Below are 15,802 nucleotides of genomic sequence, written 5' to 3' on the forward strand. Positions count from 1 at the left end.
CGTGCGGCGGGGAAGGGCGCTCGCGTTCGCCGCGAGCGCCCTTCCCGTCAGAACGAGTTGCCGAACGCGCTGGACAGGTGCTCCCGCGCGTCGCGCAGGGCCTCGTCGATGATGCGGGCCGCCTCCCTCGCCTGCTCCGGCTCGTGCGCGGCCTGCACCTGCAACCGGAAGCGCGAGGCGCCGGTCGGGGTGACGGGGAACTCGACCATGAACGCGAGCACCCCGCGGTCGAACAGCAGGCGGTTGACCGTCCGGGCGAGCTTCTCGTTCCCGATCAGGACCGGCACGATCGGGCTCGGCGAGCCCATGCAGGTCAACCCGCGCGTCGTCAGCTCGTCGCGCAGGGCGTGGATCGCCGAGAACAGCCGCCCGCGCAGGGCGTCGCCCTCGTCGGTGCGGATGATCTGGGCCGCCTTGAGCACCACCGCGGTCTGCATGGGGGACAGGGCGTTGGAGAAGAAGTGGGACCCGGCGAACATCTTGATGTACTGCTTCACCGCGGGCGACCCGGCCGCGACGAAGCCGCCGTTGGAGGCGAAGGTCTTGGAGAACGCGCCCATGACCAGGTCCACCTTGCCCAGCATGTCCTGCATGCCCAGGACGCCGGTGCCGCCGGGGCCCATCGAGCCGAGGTCGTGGGCGACGTCGACCAGCAGGGTCGCGTCGTAGGCGTGGCAGATCTCCTGCAAGGCGACGACGTCCGGCCAGTCGGCGTCCACCGAGAACAGGCCGTCGGTGATGACCATGATGCCGTTGTGGGTGTCGGTGGCGCGGATCCGGGCCAGGTGGGCGCGCACCGCCTCGACGTCGAGGTGGGTGTAGCGGGTGATGTTCTTCGTCGCCGCACGCGCCCCCGTCTGCAGGCACGAGTGCGCGAGGCGGTCGATGAGGATGTGGTCCTCCTGGCGGACCAGGCCGGTGACGGTGCCGAACCCCGCCGACCACCCGTTCGAGAACAGGGTCACGTGCTCCAGGCCGACCAGCTCGCCGAGGGCGACCTCCAGCTCGTCGGAGATGCGGGTGTTGCCCAGCACCATCGGCGACCCGGCGCTGTGCGGGCCGAAGTCGCGCATCGCCCGGACCGCCGCCTCCCTGATCTCCGGGTGGGCGTTGAACGACAGGTAGTCCTGGGAGTTGAAGTTGATGCCCCTGGCCGGTTTGCTCAGGTCGTTGGTGATGGTCGCGAACCCACCGGGCGCCGCCTCCAGGACGCGGGAGTACTGCCAGGTCTCGGTGCGCCTGCGCGCCTCCACCCAGCCGTGGAACTCCTCGGTCCGGCCGAGCAGGTTGGCCCCGACCGGCCGGAAGAAGTCGTAGGCGTTCTTGTCGAGCGCGTAGTCCTCGTCGGGGTCGATCGCGGGCGCGGCCGTCGTCGCCGGTTCCCACATCGGCTCCAGGTCGGCGCGGATCGCCGGGTAGTCCTCGCCGAAGAAGCGGACCACCTCGTCCGCCGGGAGGGTGTCCAGCTCCTCCAGGTCCTCCCACGGGATGTGGGTCGCCCAGTTCCGCATCATGTCCGACACCTCGCGGGCGGCCTCGGCGACCGACTTGGACGCGGCGAGCGGGTCGATGTCGGCCGCGTCGGCGGCGGCGATGAGCGCGGCGACGACCTCGCCGTCCTCGCGCTCGTGCGGCAGGGTGCCGGTCATCGGGTCGCCTCCGCTTCCACTCGCAGGAACGGGTTCTGCTGGTACGCGCGGTAGGTCGCCTCGAAGTCGGCGAACGCGACGTGGTCGCGCGAGGACTCCTTGGCCGTGTCGTTGAGCAGGAACACGTTGGACGGGTCGAAGAACTCCGAGACCGGCGCCACGTCGACGTGGGTGGCGATGAAGCGGTCGGTCTCCGCCTGGTTGCCGCGCAGGATCGCGAACAGCTGCAGCTCGTCGTGCCGCAGCGGCTTCATCTCCGCGAGCGTGCACACGTAGTCGTAGTAGGCCGCGGCGGTCTGGCTGCGCCGCTTGGCGGCGTACCCGGCCATGGCGGTGTCCCGGTCGGTCTCGCCGCCGAGCCACCGGCCGACCGCGTCGGCGGCCAGCTCCGCGTCACGCAGGGCGTGGGTGATCCCGAGCGCCGTGCACTGGTCCTTGAACGACTCGGCGTCGCCCACCAGCACCCAGCCGGGTCCGTGCAGCTGCCTCAGGTACGCGGCCTGGTCGAGCGTCCCGTAGAAGCGCTCCTCCCGCCGCGCCCGCGCCACGGTGTCCGCCGCCTCCTCGCTGATCAGCCCGAGCGCGCGGTGGAAGTTGCCCTCGACGTCGGCCCGGAACTCCGCGGCCCACTCGCTGGGCCCCCAGGTCAGCACCATGGTCTGCCCGTGGTTGGTCGAGGCCATCGCCATCCCGAGCCTGCCCCGCCGGTGGATCTGCGCGGCGGCGTCGGGGATGCCGCTGAAGTAGCTCCAATAGGCGAAGGTGCACCTCGGCCGCTCGTCGAACTTCTCGACCCCGAGGGCCCGCGCGACGAAGGAGTTGCGCCCGTCGGCCCCGATCACCACCTGCGCGTGCTCGACCGTGCCGTCCCGCCCCTTGATGCCGATGACGGTCCCGTCCTCGTCCCGGAGGAGCTCCTTGACGGTGTAGCCCTCGCGGAACTCGACACCGGCTCGCACCGCGTTGTCGACCAGGATCTTGTCCAGCACGTGCCGGCGGACCGAGAAGTACTCCGTGGTGATACCGGTGTCGTCGTCGTGCAGCAACCGGAACTGGTTGCGCAGCAGCTCTTCGGGAACGCTGCCGCGCAAGGCGATCCCGTTGTTGACCACCGTGACCTCGGTGTGGGCGGGCGTCACGGCCCGGACCTGGTCCAACACCCCCAAGCGGTTCAGGTAGGACGCTCCGTGCGGCCAGACGAAATGCGTGGACAGGACATCACTGGGAAAACGCGACCGGTCCACCACCAAGACCCGGAGCCCCCGTCGGGCCAGGTGCGCGCCGACCGCCGCCCCGGCACACCGACCACCTATCACAATGGCGTTGTACATGTCGATCATCCCAACAGCACCTCCATACCCTGTACAGGGCCGAATGGGCGAGCGACTTCCGGCTTTCGTCACACCGTCATTCACCTATGTGATGGGCAAATCCGATGACCCGATCAGTCGCTGTCCGGCACTGGTTCGAATTCCAACGTGACGATTCCTTGCATGTCCGCGTTTCCCGCAGCTGATCCGCTGTAGGGCCCCGATCGGGTGATGGCGTCGCGCGGGCGACCGGGACGCGGGGGCGGGCCACGCCACCGGGTGAACCTGTCGCGTCGTACGCCCGATCGGCGCGCCACCGTCCGGCGCGCCGGGACGAGGCCGCGCAGAATTCGCTTGTGTGCGAGAAGAAGCTGCACAAGGGCGACGAGGTCACGTGGTCGAGCCACGGGCAGACCGTGCACGGCGAGGTGGTCGAGGAGATCACCGAGGACACCGAGGCCGCGGGCAGGCAGGTCCGCGCGTCGGAGGAGGAGCCTCAGTACCGCGTGCGCAGCGACAAGAGCGGCAAGGACGCCGTGCACAAGCCGTCCGCGCTGAAGGACGACTCGTGAGCGGCGAGTTCGAGGACGCCGTGAACATGACGGCGGCCGAGTCGGCGCGGTGGTCGGACACCGACGAGTCGCGGTCCGACGGCGGCGAATCGGTCGGGCACGAGTCCGGCAGGCGGATCGTGGACCTGCCGAGGACGAAGAAGGGCGAGTTGACCGAGGACGACCAGGCGCGCGTGCGCAAGGTCGTCGGCTACGTCCACCGGCACCTCGCCCAGCGCCCTGAGGGGGATGTCACGCACACGCGGTGGCGCTACTCGCTCATGAACTGGGTGCACGACCCCCTCAAGGACTGACGACGCGGCGGGCGAGTCCCCGCTCGTCACCGCCGCCGAAGCCGTTCGGCGGCCAGCCTGCCGGAGATCAGCACCGGCGGGATGCCGACGCCGGGCGTGGTGCCGCCGCCCGCGAGCACGACGTTGCCGTCGCGGAACGGGAGGTCGCGCGGGCGGAACGGGCCGGTCTGGGCGAAGGTGTGCGCCGCCGAGAACGGGGTCCCGGCGGCCTGGCCGGCCCGCGCCCAGTCGTCGGGCGTCGTCACCGACAGGACCTCGACGTCGGGGTCCAGCAGCTTGCGGGCGACGAGTTCGTCGACGACCTCCGCGGCGTAGCGGCGGCCGACGGCGTCCCACCGGATCGGCGCGGCGTCCAGGTTCGGGCACGGGGCGAGCACGTACTGCAGGTGCCGTCCCCGCGGGGCCAGTCCGGGGTCGGTGACGGTCGGTGTGGTGAGCAGCAGGGACGGGTCGCTCATGAGGCGGCCCTCGCGGATGATCTCGTCGAACGTGGCCTCCCACGCGGCGCCGAACGAGATGGTGTGGTGCGCCACCCCGTCGACCACGCGCGGAGCCGCGAGGTGCACCACCACCGCGGACGGCGACCACCGCAGCGCGAGGAGACGCCGCGGTTCGCCGCGCAGCAGCCGCGTGCTCTGGGCGGAGCCGGTGGCGAGCACGACGGCGTCGCACGGGAAGCGGCCGGTCGTGGTGCGGACGGCCGTCACCCGCGGGCCGGTGCGGTCGAGCGAGACCACCTCGGTGTCGTAGTGGAACCGGACCCCTGCCGCCGCCGCGGCGTCGGCGAGGGCCTGCGGGACCGCGCGCATGCCGCCGCGCGGGAACCACACGCCGGCGATCGTGTCCATGTAGGCGATCACCGCGTAGGCGGCGAGCGCGTCGGTGGGGGACACCCCGGCGTACAGGGCCTGGAACGTGAAGACGCGGCGGAGCCGGTCGTCGTGGAGGAAGCGACCCACCGCCCGCGAGAGGGAGCCGAAGCCGCCGAGCCGCGCGAGGGTGACGAGGTCGCGGCCGAGGAGGTCGAGCGGCGAGTCGAAGCTCGCGCCGATGAACCGGTCGCGCTCGACCCGGTACAGCCGGGTCAGCCACTCGCGGAGCTCTCGGTAGCCCTCCGCTTCGCGGACGCCTGCGAACTCGGCGATCGCCTGGCCCATCGCGTCGGCGTCGGTGTGCACGTCGAGCGCGCTGCCGTCGGCGAACTCGGCCCGGTAGGCCGGGTGCAGCGGCACCAGGTCGAGGTGGTCGGCGAGTCGTCCGCCCACCGCCGCGAACGCGTCCTCGAGCAGCTCCGGCATGGTCAGCACGGTCGGTCCCGTGTCGACGAGGTGGCCGGCCACGTCCAGCCTGCCCGCCAGGCCGCCGGGGTGGCCGTGCTGCTCCAGCACCGTCACCTCGTGCCCCGCCCCGCGCAGGTGCAGCGCGGCGGACAGGCCGGCCAGGCCCGCGCCGATCACGACGACCGAGTCGGTGCGACCCCTCACCAGGTGCGCCACGGCGCTCCCCCCGTCAATCGCGGCGGCGGACGGCCTTGGCCGCCAGCTGCCTCAGGTGCGTGCGGGCGACGTCGTCGACGGCCGCCCGGTCGAGCGCGGCGAGGCCGCTGGTGGTCAACGCTTCGATGTGCTCCTCCACGGTGTCCACGGCGCCGTGGTCGATCAGCAGCGCCCGCGCGACGGTCACCGTCCGGTCGGTCACGGGCGCGCTGCTGAGGCAGCGGAGCAGCGTCCGCACCGCCGCGTGGTCACCCGCCGCGGTGGCCCGCGCGATCGCGATCGCCATCAACGGGGTGCGCTTGCCCTCGCGCAGGTCCTCGCCGACCGGTTTGCCCGTCACCGCCGGGTCGCCGAACATGCCGATCAGGTCGTCGCGCAGCTGGAACGCCACGCCGATGTCGCGGCCGAACTCGCGCAGGCACTCGATCACCTCGGCGGGCGCCCCGGCGAGCGCGGCGCCGAGGTGGAGCGGGCGTTCGACGGTGTAGGCGGCGGTCTTCAGCGCCGCGACGCGCAAGGCGCCCTCCAACGACCGGTCCCGGCCCGCGGCGGCGCGCAGGTCGAGGTGCTGACCGGCCATCATCTCCGTCCGCATCCGCTGCCACGGCTGCCACGCGCGTTGCAGCGCGTCGGCGGGGAGCCCGGCCGTGACGAGCGCGTCGTCCGCCCAGGCCAACGCGAGGTCGCCGGCCAGGATCGCGGTGGAGTCGCCGTAGCGGCGGGCGCTGCCCGACCAGCGCGACCGCCGGTGCCGCGCGGCGAACGCCTCGTGCACGGCGGGTCTGCCGCGCCGGGTCGCCGAATGGTCCATCACGTCGTCGTGCACCAGCGCGCAGCACTGCAGCAGCTCCAACGCCACGAGCGCGCGCACGACGGTCTCGGCCGTCTCGCCGCGCGCCTCGCCGCCGGCGGCCCGCCACCCCCACCACGCGAACGCGGGCCTGATCCGCTTGCCGCCGGCCAGGGCCAGCTCCCGCACCTCCTCGACCAGTTCCCGTGCCGCGTCGACCTGCGGACGCGTGCGGAAGAAGTCGTCCAGCTCGCCGGCGAACAGCGCCGTGAACGCGTCAGGCGCCGGAGGAGTGGGCGTGCGGGTGTCGACGCCGGCCAACAGCGACATCGTCGCTCCCTCGCGTGGTGGGTCGGGACTCAGCGGATCGAGCTAAGCAGCGCGACACAGGTCCCGCACAACGAGCGGCGTTGGTTGTGCGGTGCGTCGCGGGCCGACTTAGCGTGAGGAGGTGCCATCGCGGGAAGGACGCCGACGCATGTCCGCAGACCGGGAACTGGATGCCGCGGGCATCACCGAGCCACAGCTGCGCGACGCCTATCGACGGTGTCGCGCGCTCAACGCCGAGCACGGCCGCACGTACTTCCTGGCGACGAGGATGCTCGGCCCGGAGCAGCGGCCCGCCGTCCACGCGCTGTACGGGTTCGCCCGCCGGGTCGACGACATCGTCGACGAAGTCCACAGCGGACCGGAGCGCAAGGCCGAGGGCCTCGCGGCCGTCGAGGCGGACCTCGCCTCCGCGCTGGACCGCGGCACGAGTTCCGATCCCGTGGTCGCGGCGCTGCTGGACACCGTGCGCCGGTACGACATCACCACCGCGCACTTCCGCGACTTCATGGCGTCCATGCGGATGGACCTGACCGTCACCGACTACGCGACCCGCGCCGAGCTCATGCGGTACGTCCACGGTTCGGCGGCGGTCATCGGCCTGCAGGTGCTGCCGGTGCTCGGGACGGTCGTGCCTCGGGAGGAGGCGGAGCCCGCCGCCGCCGCGCTCGGGATCGCCTTCCAGCTCACGAACTTCATCCGCGACGTCGGCGAGGACCTCGACCGCGGCCGGGTGTACCTGCCCGCCGACGAGCTGGCGGCCTTCGGCGTCGACCGGGACCGGCTGGCGTGCGCCCGTGCCGCCGGCCGGGTCGACGACCGGATCCGGGCGGCGCTGCGCGACCAGGTCCACCGCACCCGCGAGGTCTACGCCCGGGCGCTGCCGGGCATCGCGATGCTCGACCCCCGGTCGCGGCCGTGCGTGAACACCGCGTACCGGCTCTACGGGCGGATCCTCGACCTGGTCGAGGAAGCGGACCACGACGTGCTGTCCCGGCGCGTCGCGGTGTCGAACGGCAGACGGCTCGCGGTCGCGTTGCCCGCGTTCGCCAAGGCCGTGCTCGCCCGCACGGCCTGACCACCGGAGGGGACATGCCCGACCGCCTGCCGCTGCGCGCGTTCACCAGCCCGCCCTGGGCGCAGCAGGAACCGACCTGGCGGGACGCGAAACCCGCGCTCATAGAGGCGGCGCTGAAACGCGCCACCGCCCGGCCGTCGGGCAACTGGTTCGTCGTCGCCGCGAGCCGCGAGGTGGTGCGGGACCGGCCGTTCGGCCGGACCGTCGCCGGGCGCGAGGTGGTGCTGTGGCGCGGGCCGGGTGACGTGCCGTTGGCCGGTCCCGGCTCGTGCCCCCACCTGGGCGCGCCGCTGTGCGACGGGGCGGTCGCCGGCGGCAAGCTGGTCTGCCGGTGGCACGGGCTCGCGCTGGGCGGTGAGCGGTTCGGCGGGTGGAGCCCGTTCCCCGCGCACGACGACGGCGTGCTCGTCTGGGTGCGCTTGGACGACGTGGGCGGCGAGGAACCGCTGCTCGGGCCGGTGCTGCCCGCACGTCCGGTGGGCAGGGTGCTCGACGCGGTCACCACGCTGGTCGGCCGCTGCGAGCCCGAGGACGTGATCGCGAACCGGCTCGACCCGTGGCACGGGGCGTGGTTCCACCCCTACTCGTTCGCGAACCTCCGGGTGCTGGAGACGCCCACCGAGGAGCGGGACCGGTTCCTGGTCGAGGTGACGTTCCGGGTGCTCGGCAGGCTCGGCGTGCCGGTGACCGCCGAGTTCACCTGCCCCGAGCCGCGCACGGTGGTGATGCGCATCGTCGCCGGAGAGGGGGAGGGCAGCGTGGTCGAAACCCACGCCACCCCGCTGGGCGACGGGCGGACGGCCGTGGTCGAGGCCACCGTCGCGCACTCGGATCGACGCGGGTTCACGCTGGTCAGGAGGGCTGCGCCGGCGATCCGGCCGGCGATGCGGTGGGCCGCCGCACGGCTGTGGCGCGACGACCTCGCCTATGCCGAGCGCCGGTACGCCCTCCGCTCGAGGGGCGCGTTGCCCGGATGAGACCGGCTCAAGTTGAAACGGTTCTGAGTCGAATTTACGATGGGCTCGTCATCGTCGTCGACTCGCGGAGGACACGTGCCATGCCTGAGCTCTCCCGCCTGCCCCGCCCCGTCGCCGAGTCCTGGGAGTGGCAGCTCTCCGGTCTGTGCCGAGGCATGGACAGCACCTGCTTCTTCCACCCGCCCAACGAGCGCGGCTCCGCCCGCGAGCAGCGCGAAGCCATGGCGAAGGCCATCTGCAACCGGTGCCCGGTGATGCGAGAGTGCCGTGAGCACGCCCTGGAAGTGCACGAGACGTTCGGCGTCTGGGGCGGCCTCGGCGAGAGAGAACTGCGGGCTATGCTCTCCGCACGCGCCAGGGGGTGAGTCCGCAGCCGATGAGTTGGACACCCCGCGCGGTCGCGGCGATGCTCGGCATCTCGCCGACCACGCTGCGCACGTGGGACCAGCGCTACGGCCTCGGACCGTCCGACCGCACGGCAGGCGGTCACCGCCGCTACCGCGACGACGAGGTCGACCGGCTGCGGCGCATGATCGCGTTGACCGCGCAAGGCGTCGCGCCCGCCGCCGCGGCGCTGCAGTCGCGGCAGCACACCCCGGCCCCACCCCGGCCGGCCGGGCCCGAACTCACCGCCGCCGCGGCCCGGTCCGCCCGGCGCGGGTTCCTGACCGCCGCCGACCGGCTCGACGAGCCGCGCGTGCGGCGGCTGGCGGCCGAGCTGATCACCGGTCACGGCGTGGTGGTCGCCTGGCAGGAGGTGCTCGCGCCGTTCCTCGTCGAGCTGGGCGACCGCGTGCGCAAGCGCGGCGCCGGGATCGAGGTGGAGCACCTGGCCAGCGCCGGCCTGCTGCACGCGCTGCGCGCGGTGCCCGACCCGGACCGCGACGGCGTGCTGACCGCGTTGCTGTCGTGCGCGCCGGACGAGCAGCACACGTTGGCGCTGGAAGCACTCGGCGCCGCACTGTCCGAAGCGGACTGCCGGTGGCGCGGCCTCGGCGCGCGGGTGCCGTCGACGGCGTTGCGCGCCGCGCTGGAACGCCTGCGCCCGGCCGTGGTCGTGATCTGGGCCCATCACGTCGACCTCGCCGCCGCCGTGCCGATCGAGGAACTGAGCCGGGGCGCCGACGCGGTGTTCCTGGCCGCGGGCCCCGGCTGGGAAGGGCTGCCGTTGCCCGCGTCCGTGCGCCGGCCGGCCACGCTGGCCGAAGCCGTGCGCCTGGTCGTCGACCCGCTCGGCGGCTAGTGCCGTGGCCGGCAACGGCACTGGAGTCGACCGGTGGATGACGTCGCGTCACACCACCCCGGCCGCCGACGTCGAACTCGTCGGTGCCGCCGCGCGTTCCCCGTGTGACCGGTCGAAGATCGCCAGGAGGGCGAACCAGATCAGGATCAAGATGCCGGCCGGGCGCAGGAACGATTCCGGGAGCACGTTCCCCACGAAGGAGTACGCGGCGAGCCAGAGGCCCGTGACCACGCCGACCGCGCGGACCGGCCACGTCGTGCTGACCAGGGAACTCGACACGATCCAGACGCCGGCGAGGACGTGTCCGCCGAGCCGGACCGCCCAGGCGGTGTCGTGCGCGACGTCGTTGATCATCAGGATGCCGGCGAGCACGTCCAGTGCCACCCACCCGTAGCCGGCGGCCTTGGCCCACGGCGCCGCGTCCAGGCGCGAGACGAGGAAGAGGATGGAGAGGTGGAAGAAGACGCCCAGGTATTCCCCCCACGCCACGCGCGGGTTCACGAAGAAGGCGACAACGGCCGGGAGGAAGAGCACTAGCGGGAGAAGTGCCACGAAGCGCAGGTCGGTGTGGTGCCATCGGCTGGTGAGCATCGAAGAAGTCCTTGAGTCCGGGCTGCCTTGTAGGGTCGAACCGCAGAAGGGTGGTGTTGACATGTCAACACGTGGTCCGGGTGGGTCGACGGAGCTGTGGCTGCTGTGGAAGCGCGCGCACGAGACGGTTCGCGCCGCGGTCATCGCCGACATGACCACGGCGTCCGGCCTCTCCGAGGCAGAGCTGAGCGTGTTGGTGTGCCTGCACGAATCGGGCGGTGCACTGCGGCAGAACGCCATCGCCGCGGCCCTGGGCTGGGACCGGACCCGGCTCTCGCACCTGCTGACCAGGATGGAGAAGCGCGAGTACATCGTGCGCGGCAAGGTCGCGAACGGGGTCGAAGTCACCCTGCGACCGGCGGGACGGCGCACGGTGGACGCGTCGGTGCCGACCCTGGACGCCTCGACTCGTCGTCACCTGCTGGACCGCCTGGGCCCCGACGACGCGAAGGCGCTCAAGGACATCGTCGAGCGATTGCTGTCCGGCGAGAACAGCCGTTGACGCCGCACCAAGTCCGTCTACGACGAACGGCGCGGCCACCCATCCGCACCAGTGCCGTCGCGGCGCTGTGACGGGTCGTCGACCTCCGGGGTCCGGCCCCAACGGCGGGCGACGGCGCGCAGCAGAGGCCCCCGACCCGCGGTGGGCACGCTCCACAGCTCCGTCCCGGCCACGCCCCACCGGCTCAGCAGCCGGTTCGCCGCGGCGAACCCCGTCGTCGCCGCGCGTTCCATCAGCGCGACGGGCAGGTCGATCCGCACCAGGTCGCCCGCCATCACGAGGAGCTCGTCCGGGGTGCCCACGGTGGGTCGACGGGCGTACCCTCCCGCGGGGAACAGCGGGCAGTCGGCCCGCAGCTCGTGGCGTTCGTCCACCACACCCGCCCGCTTGGCCTCCGGGTAGACCTCGGTGAGCTGCTCCCACAGCCGCGCCCGGGGATCGGGCTCGTCGGACGGCAGGGCGTACCCGTGCAGCTCCACCACCGAACCACCGGTGCGCGCGGCCCAGGACCGCGCCTCGTGCTCGTAGTGGTCGAGCACGCTCACGTTGTCCAGCAGGCCGTACCCGCTGGTGCCGAGGAAACCCGGGCGGTCCGGGTCCACCGGCCGGTCGAGCCAGTACCGCGACACCAGGAACGGCGGCGCCGTCCGCAGCTCCGCGATCCGCTCGCGCCACCCGGCGTCGCCCAGCCGGGGTGACGCGGCCACGACCCGGCGCAGCCCCGGCACGTCGGCGGCCAGCACGACCGCGTCCGCGTCGAGCACGTCACCGGCCACGTCCACGGCGAACCGCCTGGTCCCGCCGGGTCGCACCGACCGCACCTCGACGCCCCGCCGCACGGTGGCGCCCAGCTCGGCGAGGTGGCGACCGAGCGGTTCCCACAGGCCGTGCGGGAACGGGTCGGCCGCCACGTCGAACAGCAGACCCTCCGACGAGCCGAGGAAGTAGATGTGGAACATCACCGCCAGCTCGGCCGCCGACATGCGGCTCGGGTGGGCGAAGAAGCTGCGCGAGAACACCTCGAACGCCAGCGCGTGCGCGGGCCGGGGGAAGCGGATGCGCTCCAGGTAGGTCGCCGCGTCCAGCCCGTCGAGCTCCCGGTAGACCTGCGGCACCGACACGTCGAGCAGCGGCAACGCCGCCCGCGCGTCCACCGACGGCAGGTCCGACCACCGGAACGTCGGGCTGCGGCGCAGGAACGCCAACGCGTTCCACGGCAGGGTCGTGGGCAGCCCGGCGAACCCGTCGCGGTGCCCGCCGGCGTGCCACAGCGGGTAGTCGGGCAGGCCCACCAGCGCCCGACCGCCCGGGTCGACCCGTCCCAGCAACGAGCGCAGGTTGTAGTACTGCCGGAAGAACGCGTGGAAGCCGCGCGTCATCGTGACCTCGCTGCCGTCGGCGAGCCGGGTCGGCCACCCGCCCACCCGGCCGCCGAGGTGGTGCTCGCGCTCGCACACCACGACCCGGGCGCCGCGCTCGGCCAGGATCGTCGCGGCGGCCAGCCCCGCGATGCCCGCGCCGACCACGACCACCGTCGGCGCGTCCCCTTCGAACCGCGCGCGACCCGCTGGTGCGGCGACGCGAACCGCCTTGCGGTCACGAGGCCTCACGGGCGCTCGCGTTCCGGCGCACGCCCGGCGAAGGTGTGCACCACACCGAGCTGCCACCCGGCCGCCGGGCGGCTGCGCACGCCGACGAACCCGTTGCGCCGGAGTCGGTCGCGCAGCGCGCCCGCGCCGTCGAACCGCAGCACGCTGCGCCACAGGTAGGTGTAGAGCGAGCGGTCGCCGGTGAGCAGCCACCCGGCCGGCACGACGACGAGTCCGCACATGGCGGTCCAGATCACCGTGCGCGGCACGGAGTCGCGCACGGAGTACTCGTGCAGGACGAGGGGCGCCCCCGGCTTCAACAACCGGCGCACGACTTGGAGCGTGGCGTCGGGATCGGGCAGGTTGCGCACGAGGTAGGCGGCGAACACCGCGTCGAACGGCCCCCGGACGTCCAGGTCCTCGACGCGGCTGTGCACGAACGTGACGGTGTCCGGCCACCGCTTGGCCCGTGCCCGCGCGAGCATCCCGACGGACGCGTCCACCGCGACGATCTCCGCGTCCGGCGCCACGTCCAGCAACGCCGCGGTCGACGCGCCCGTGCCGCAGCCCAGGTCCAGCAGGCGCAGACCGGCGCCACGCCCACGCAGGCCGAGCGCCCGCGCCGAGGTCCGCAACGCCCGGTGGTAACCGGGGTTGAGGCCGACCAGCAGGTCGTAGCCCTCCGCCGCGCCGTCGAACGACCCCGGCACGTCAGCGGCGGTCAGCCGGGTCACGCGCACCCCTCCTCCGCTCCCACAGCAGCAGCACCGCGGTCACCATCGCGAATCCGTACAGGAAGTCCTCGACCGGGATGTCCCACGGCGCCCGCACACCGCTGATCGCCCAGTCCGCGTACCGCACGATGGGCGCGTCGAGCCTGGTCAGCCACCCGTCCACCGGGACCTGGAAGCCGAGCACGATCGCCATCGTGACCCAGTAGACGGGACTCCGGAACAACCCCGTGCGCAGCACCAGGAGCTCCCACAGCACCACCAGGACCGCCGCGGTCACCGCGGCCAGCAGGTACTCCCTAGCCATCGCGCAACAGCCGACCGACGGCTTCGTAGGTCAGCAACGCGCAGAGCGGGATGGCGACGAAGAACAACACCTCTTCGATCGGCAGGACACCGGCCAGCACCACGCCCGTCGTGCTGTCTCGGTGGAAGCTCCAGTGCCCGCGCGCGATCGCCACCACGTCCCACACGACCAGCACCAGCAGCACGGGCACGACCGACCGGGCCACGTCCGGCCCGCGGCGGTACACACCACGGCCCACCCACTCCAACGGCGCCGTGACGAGCAAGCACGCGGCGAGCACCGCCACGTACTCGTACTGGCTCCTCATCGCACCTCCGCGGCTCTGCCTGCCGTCGACACTAAGAGCACGCGCGTGGGTCCGCACGACAAGCGGTCCCACCTCGGGTCACCGATCGGGTGGCTGCGGAGCCGCGTGCTCCCCGAGGAGGGCGGCGAACCCGTCGAGGTGACGTGCGAGGCCGTACTCGAAGAGCTGGTCCAGGTCCGACGCCACGTCCTGCGGGATCGTGGCCAGCAACGGGAACCGCCCGCTCGCGAGGAGCTCGTCCGTTCGTGCGCGTTGCGCCGGCCACCACTGGTCCAGCGGCACGCCGGTCTCCTGCTCGGCTTCGACCTCGTCCGCCAGGGGCAGGGCGGTGCTGATGACCAGCGTGTGCAGCGTGAGCGCCTCGCGTACCCGTGTCGCGACGGGCAGTCCGAGCCCGTCGAGCGCGCGCAGGACCCATTCCGTCTGGGTCATCATGTTGGGCACCAGCATCGGTCGGGTGAACGAGACGGCTCGGGGCAGCCACAGGTGCCGCCGGCACAGCTGCCACTGCCGGCGGGCGATCAGCTCCAGCTTGGCCCGCCACCCCGGTGGCCCCTCGACGGGCAGGTCCGCGCCGCCGAAGACCTCGTCGGCCATCTGCGCCACCAGCTCGTCCTTGTTCTCCACGTGCCGGTACAGCGACATCGGGCCGACGCCGAGTTCGGCCGCCAGTCGCCGCATGGACACGGCGTCGAGCCCTTCGACGTCGGCGATCGCGATGGCGGTGCGCAGGACGTGCTCGCGGTGCAACGCCTGCTGGGGGACGCCCTCCCGCCGCCGCGGTGACGCGGTCCGCTCGGTCGACCGCGCCGGCTCGGCGCGGGCGCTGATCACCGTGCCGGAGCCGACCTTCGTCTCGACCAGCCCGTCGTCGCGAAGGGCCGCCACCACCTTGGTCGCGGTCGCGACCGCGACGCCCCACCGCTGGGCGATCTGCCGCGTGGAGAGCATCCGGTCGCCGGGCCGCAGGTCGCCGGCCAGGATCCGGGCGCGGAGTTCCGCGACGATCCGCCGGTACGGAGGGTTCGGCCGCAGTGGTGACGACATGCCGGAATCGTACTAGTCCAGTTCCTGTCCGTACTAGTGCACTTTTTGCTGGTAAAACGCGGTCATGGCGTGCCTGCTCGATACGGTGTACGCATGTTGCCAATACGGTGTACGCACCTGCTCGTCCGTCGGTCCGGCCCCATCGCGGGCGGATCGTCATGACCTCGACCTCGACCTCGACCTCGAACGCGCCGCGCACCGCTCCGCCCCGCCGTGCGCCGGTCTGGTGGCGGCGCCCTTGGATCGCGCCGCTGATGACGGTGGCAGCGGCGTTCCTCGCCTTCTCCGTGCCGCCCTACCTGACCTTCGACCCGTCGCTGTCCCGCCTGGCGCCGCCGGAGGGCAACGACCTCTACTACCCGCTGCTGGTCGCGCACGTCGTCTTCGGCGCCGTCGCCATGGTGACCGCGTGCTTCCAGGTCTGGCCCTCGTTCCGCACGAGCCACCCGCGCGGGCACCGGATCACCGGCCGGATCTACGTCTTCGCCGGTGCGCTGCCCGCCGGCGTGCTCGGGCTCTACATCGGCTGGCACACCGCGGCGGGCCCTTCCGTCCGAGTGGCCAACCTCGTGGGCTCCGCGCTGTGGGTGGCGGTCACGATCACGGGGCTGTGGATGGCGCGCCGGCGCCGCTACCAGGATCACCGCAGGTGGATGTCGCGCAGCTTCGCGCTGAGCATGTCGATCGTGCTGAGCCGGATCGTCAACATCGTCGCCACGATCGTGCTCACGCCGCAGTTGGACACCATGTTCAAGGGCAGCTGGGAACTGCTGCAGCACAGCTCCGCGAGCATCGGGGTCTGGCTCAGCCCCTTGCTCCTGCTGCTGATCACGGACTGGGTGCTGGAACGCCGCAAGCCCGCCGCCCGCCGTCCGGCCGCCCGGGACACGGGCACGACGACCGGGACGCCGCGTGGCGCGGACGCGACCGCTCAGGTCCGGTGATCGGCTGCGGGGCGTTGCGGGACGCTTCCCCGCAACGCCCCGCGGCACG

At 72.7% G+C, this 15,802-nt stretch carries 18 protein-coding genes; 8 read left to right on the forward strand and 10 right to left on the reverse strand.

The features are described 5' to 3' along the window. Window positions 1-47: 47 nt before the first annotated feature. Complete coding sequence (locus tag AB0H12_RS20805) at window positions 48-1,649, reverse strand: aminotransferase class I/II-fold pyridoxal phosphate-dependent enzyme (protein WP_499624507.1); 1,602 nt, start codon at window positions 1,647-1,649, stop codon at window positions 48-50. Then, a complete protein-coding gene (locus AB0H12_RS20810; protein ID WP_499624508.1) occupies window positions 1,646-2,989 on the reverse strand; it encodes an NAD(P)/FAD-dependent oxidoreductase in 1,344 nt (447 codons plus the stop codon). Before AB0H12_RS20810 ends, AB0H12_RS20805 begins: the two co-directional genes overlap by 4 nt. Window positions 2,990-3,315: 326 nt before the next feature. Between AB0H12_RS20810 and AB0H12_RS20815 the strand changes: the two genes are divergently transcribed. After that, entirely contained in the window at window positions 3,316-3,531 is a 216-nt protein-coding gene (locus AB0H12_RS20815; protein WP_499624509.1) for a hypervirulence associated TUDOR domain-containing protein, read from the forward strand. Next, complete coding sequence (locus tag AB0H12_RS20820) at window positions 3,528-3,824, forward strand: DUF3140 domain-containing protein (protein ID WP_499624510.1); 297 nt, start codon at window positions 3,528-3,530, stop codon at window positions 3,822-3,824. The genes AB0H12_RS20815 and AB0H12_RS20820 overlap by 4 nt, the downstream gene beginning before the upstream one ends. A gap of 26 nt (window positions 3,825-3,850) precedes the next feature. On the opposite strand, the gene crtI is transcribed toward AB0H12_RS20820, so the two are convergent. Together crtI and AB0H12_RS20830 are read right to left on the reverse strand one after the other, a co-directional pair. Further along, window positions 3,851-5,320, reverse strand: a complete 1,470-nt coding sequence (gene crtI / locus AB0H12_RS20825) for a phytoene desaturase family protein (RefSeq protein ID WP_499624511.1) — start codon at window positions 5,318-5,320, stop codon at window positions 3,851-3,853. Window positions 5,321-5,333: 13 nt separating this feature from the next. Next, a complete protein-coding gene (locus AB0H12_RS20830; protein ID WP_499624512.1) occupies window positions 5,334-6,440 on the reverse strand; it encodes a polyprenyl synthetase family protein in 1,107 nt (368 codons plus the stop codon). A gap of 148 nt (window positions 6,441-6,588) precedes the next feature. Here AB0H12_RS20830 and AB0H12_RS20835 point away from each other — a divergent pair, with 148 nt between their 5' ends. The 4 genes from AB0H12_RS20835 (at window position 6,589) to AB0H12_RS20850 (ending at window position 9,735) form a co-directional block, all read left to right on the forward strand. Next, window positions 6,589-7,515 (forward strand): phytoene/squalene synthase family protein, encoded by a 927-nt coding sequence (locus AB0H12_RS20835; protein ID WP_499624513.1) that lies wholly within the window; start codon window positions 6,589-6,591, stop codon window positions 7,513-7,515. Window positions 7,516-7,529: 14 nt separating this feature from the next. Next, entirely contained in the window at window positions 7,530-8,492 is a 963-nt protein-coding gene (locus AB0H12_RS20840) for a DUF5914 domain-containing protein (RefSeq protein ID WP_499624514.1), read from the forward strand. An 80-nt stretch (window positions 8,493-8,572) separates the two neighbouring features. Then, complete coding sequence (locus AB0H12_RS20845) at window positions 8,573-8,857, forward strand: WhiB family transcriptional regulator (RefSeq protein ID WP_499624515.1); 285 nt, start codon at window positions 8,573-8,575, stop codon at window positions 8,855-8,857. An 11-nt stretch (window positions 8,858-8,868) separates the two neighbouring features. Beyond that, complete coding sequence (locus tag AB0H12_RS20850) at window positions 8,869-9,735, forward strand: MerR family transcriptional regulator (protein WP_499624516.1); 867 nt, start codon at window positions 8,869-8,871, stop codon at window positions 9,733-9,735. 48 nt (window positions 9,736-9,783) lie between these two features. Here AB0H12_RS20850 and AB0H12_RS20855 read toward each other — a convergent pair whose 3' ends face one another. Continuing rightward, entirely contained in the window at window positions 9,784-10,326 is a 543-nt protein-coding gene (locus AB0H12_RS20855; RefSeq protein WP_499624517.1) for a hypothetical protein, read from the reverse strand. A gap of 61 nt (window positions 10,327-10,387) precedes the next feature. Here AB0H12_RS20855 and AB0H12_RS20860 point away from each other — a divergent pair, with 61 nt between their 5' ends. Beyond that, window positions 10,388-10,828, forward strand: a complete 441-nt coding sequence (locus AB0H12_RS20860; RefSeq protein ID WP_499624518.1) for a MarR family winged helix-turn-helix transcriptional regulator — start codon at window positions 10,388-10,390, stop codon at window positions 10,826-10,828. Window positions 10,829-10,845: 17 nt separating this feature from the next. Here the strand turns inward: AB0H12_RS20860 and AB0H12_RS20865 are convergent, their stop codons facing one another. The 5 genes from AB0H12_RS20865 to AB0H12_RS20885 form a co-directional block, all read right to left on the reverse strand. Next, the gene (locus tag AB0H12_RS20865) at window positions 10,846-12,438 is read right to left on the reverse strand and encodes an FAD-dependent oxidoreductase (protein ID WP_499624519.1); all 1,593 of its coding nucleotides are present in this window, start codon (window positions 12,436-12,438) and stop codon (window positions 10,846-10,848) included. Next, the gene (locus AB0H12_RS20870; protein ID WP_499624520.1) at window positions 12,435-13,151 is read right to left on the reverse strand and encodes a class I SAM-dependent methyltransferase; all 717 of its coding nucleotides are present in this window, start codon (window positions 13,149-13,151) and stop codon (window positions 12,435-12,437) included. Before AB0H12_RS20870 ends, AB0H12_RS20865 begins: the two co-directional genes overlap by 4 nt. After that, window positions 13,129-13,455, reverse strand: coding sequence for a lycopene cyclase domain-containing protein (locus tag AB0H12_RS20875; protein ID WP_499624521.1), 327 nt, complete (start codon window positions 13,453-13,455; stop codon window positions 13,129-13,131). The genes AB0H12_RS20870 and AB0H12_RS20875 overlap by 23 nt, the downstream gene beginning before the upstream one ends. Further along, window positions 13,448-13,762, reverse strand: coding sequence for a lycopene cyclase domain-containing protein (locus AB0H12_RS20880; RefSeq protein ID WP_499624522.1), 315 nt, complete (start codon window positions 13,760-13,762; stop codon window positions 13,448-13,450). Before AB0H12_RS20880 ends, AB0H12_RS20875 begins: the two co-directional genes overlap by 8 nt. Window positions 13,763-13,840: 78 nt before the next feature. Next, the gene (locus tag AB0H12_RS20885; RefSeq protein WP_499624523.1) at window positions 13,841-14,809 is read right to left on the reverse strand and encodes a TetR/AcrR family transcriptional regulator C-terminal domain-containing protein; all 969 of its coding nucleotides are present in this window, start codon (window positions 14,807-14,809) and stop codon (window positions 13,841-13,843) included. 254 nt (window positions 14,810-15,063) lie between these two features. Between AB0H12_RS20885 and AB0H12_RS20890 the strand changes: the two genes are divergently transcribed. Next, window positions 15,064-15,753, forward strand: coding sequence for a DUF2306 domain-containing protein (locus tag AB0H12_RS20890; RefSeq protein ID WP_499624524.1), 690 nt, complete (start codon window positions 15,064-15,066; stop codon window positions 15,751-15,753). Window positions 15,754-15,802: the final 49 nt, after the last annotated feature.

Source organism: Actinosynnema sp. NPDC023794, from assembly GCF_040639675.1.
Lineage (GTDB): Bacteria > Actinomycetota > Actinomycetes > Mycobacteriales > Pseudonocardiaceae > Actinosynnema > Actinosynnema luteola.

Bases quoted from the DNA above. Each gene is read 5' to 3' on its own strand.
- AB0H12_RS20805 (WP_499624507.1), bottom strand. From the start codon at position 1,649: ATGACCGGCACCCTGCCGCACGAGCGCGAGGACGGCGAGGTCGTCGCC.
- AB0H12_RS20810 (WP_499624508.1), bottom strand. From the start codon at position 2,989: ATGATCGACATGTACAACGCCATTGTGATAGGTGGTCGGTGTGCCGGG.
- AB0H12_RS20830 (WP_499624512.1), bottom strand. From the start codon at position 6,440: ATGTCGCTGTTGGCCGGCGTCGACACCCGCACGCCCACTCCTCCGGCG.
- AB0H12_RS20835 (WP_499624513.1), top strand. From the start codon at position 6,589: ATGTCCGCAGACCGGGAACTGGATGCCGCGGGCATCACCGAGCCACAG.
- AB0H12_RS20840 (WP_499624514.1), top strand. From the start codon at position 7,530: ATGCCCGACCGCCTGCCGCTGCGCGCGTTCACCAGCCCGCCCTGGGCG.
- AB0H12_RS20845 (WP_499624515.1), top strand. From the start codon at position 8,573: ATGCCTGAGCTCTCCCGCCTGCCCCGCCCCGTCGCCGAGTCCTGGGAG.
- AB0H12_RS20850 (WP_499624516.1), top strand. From the start codon at position 8,869: ATGAGTTGGACACCCCGCGCGGTCGCGGCGATGCTCGGCATCTCGCCG.
- AB0H12_RS20855 (WP_499624517.1), bottom strand. From the start codon at position 10,326: ATGCTCACCAGCCGATGGCACCACACCGACCTGCGCTTCGTGGCACTT.
- AB0H12_RS20860 (WP_499624518.1), top strand. From the start codon at position 10,388: ATGTCAACACGTGGTCCGGGTGGGTCGACGGAGCTGTGGCTGCTGTGG.
- AB0H12_RS20875 (WP_499624521.1), bottom strand. From the start codon at position 13,455: ATGGCTAGGGAGTACCTGCTGGCCGCGGTGACCGCGGCGGTCCTGGTG.
- AB0H12_RS20880 (WP_499624522.1), bottom strand. From the start codon at position 13,762: ATGAGGAGCCAGTACGAGTACGTGGCGGTGCTCGCCGCGTGCTTGCTC.
- AB0H12_RS20885 (WP_499624523.1), bottom strand. From the start codon at position 14,809: ATGTCGTCACCACTGCGGCCGAACCCTCCGTACCGGCGGATCGTCGCG.
- AB0H12_RS20890 (WP_499624524.1), top strand. From the start codon at position 15,064: ATGACGGTGGCAGCGGCGTTCCTCGCCTTCTCCGTGCCGCCCTACCTG.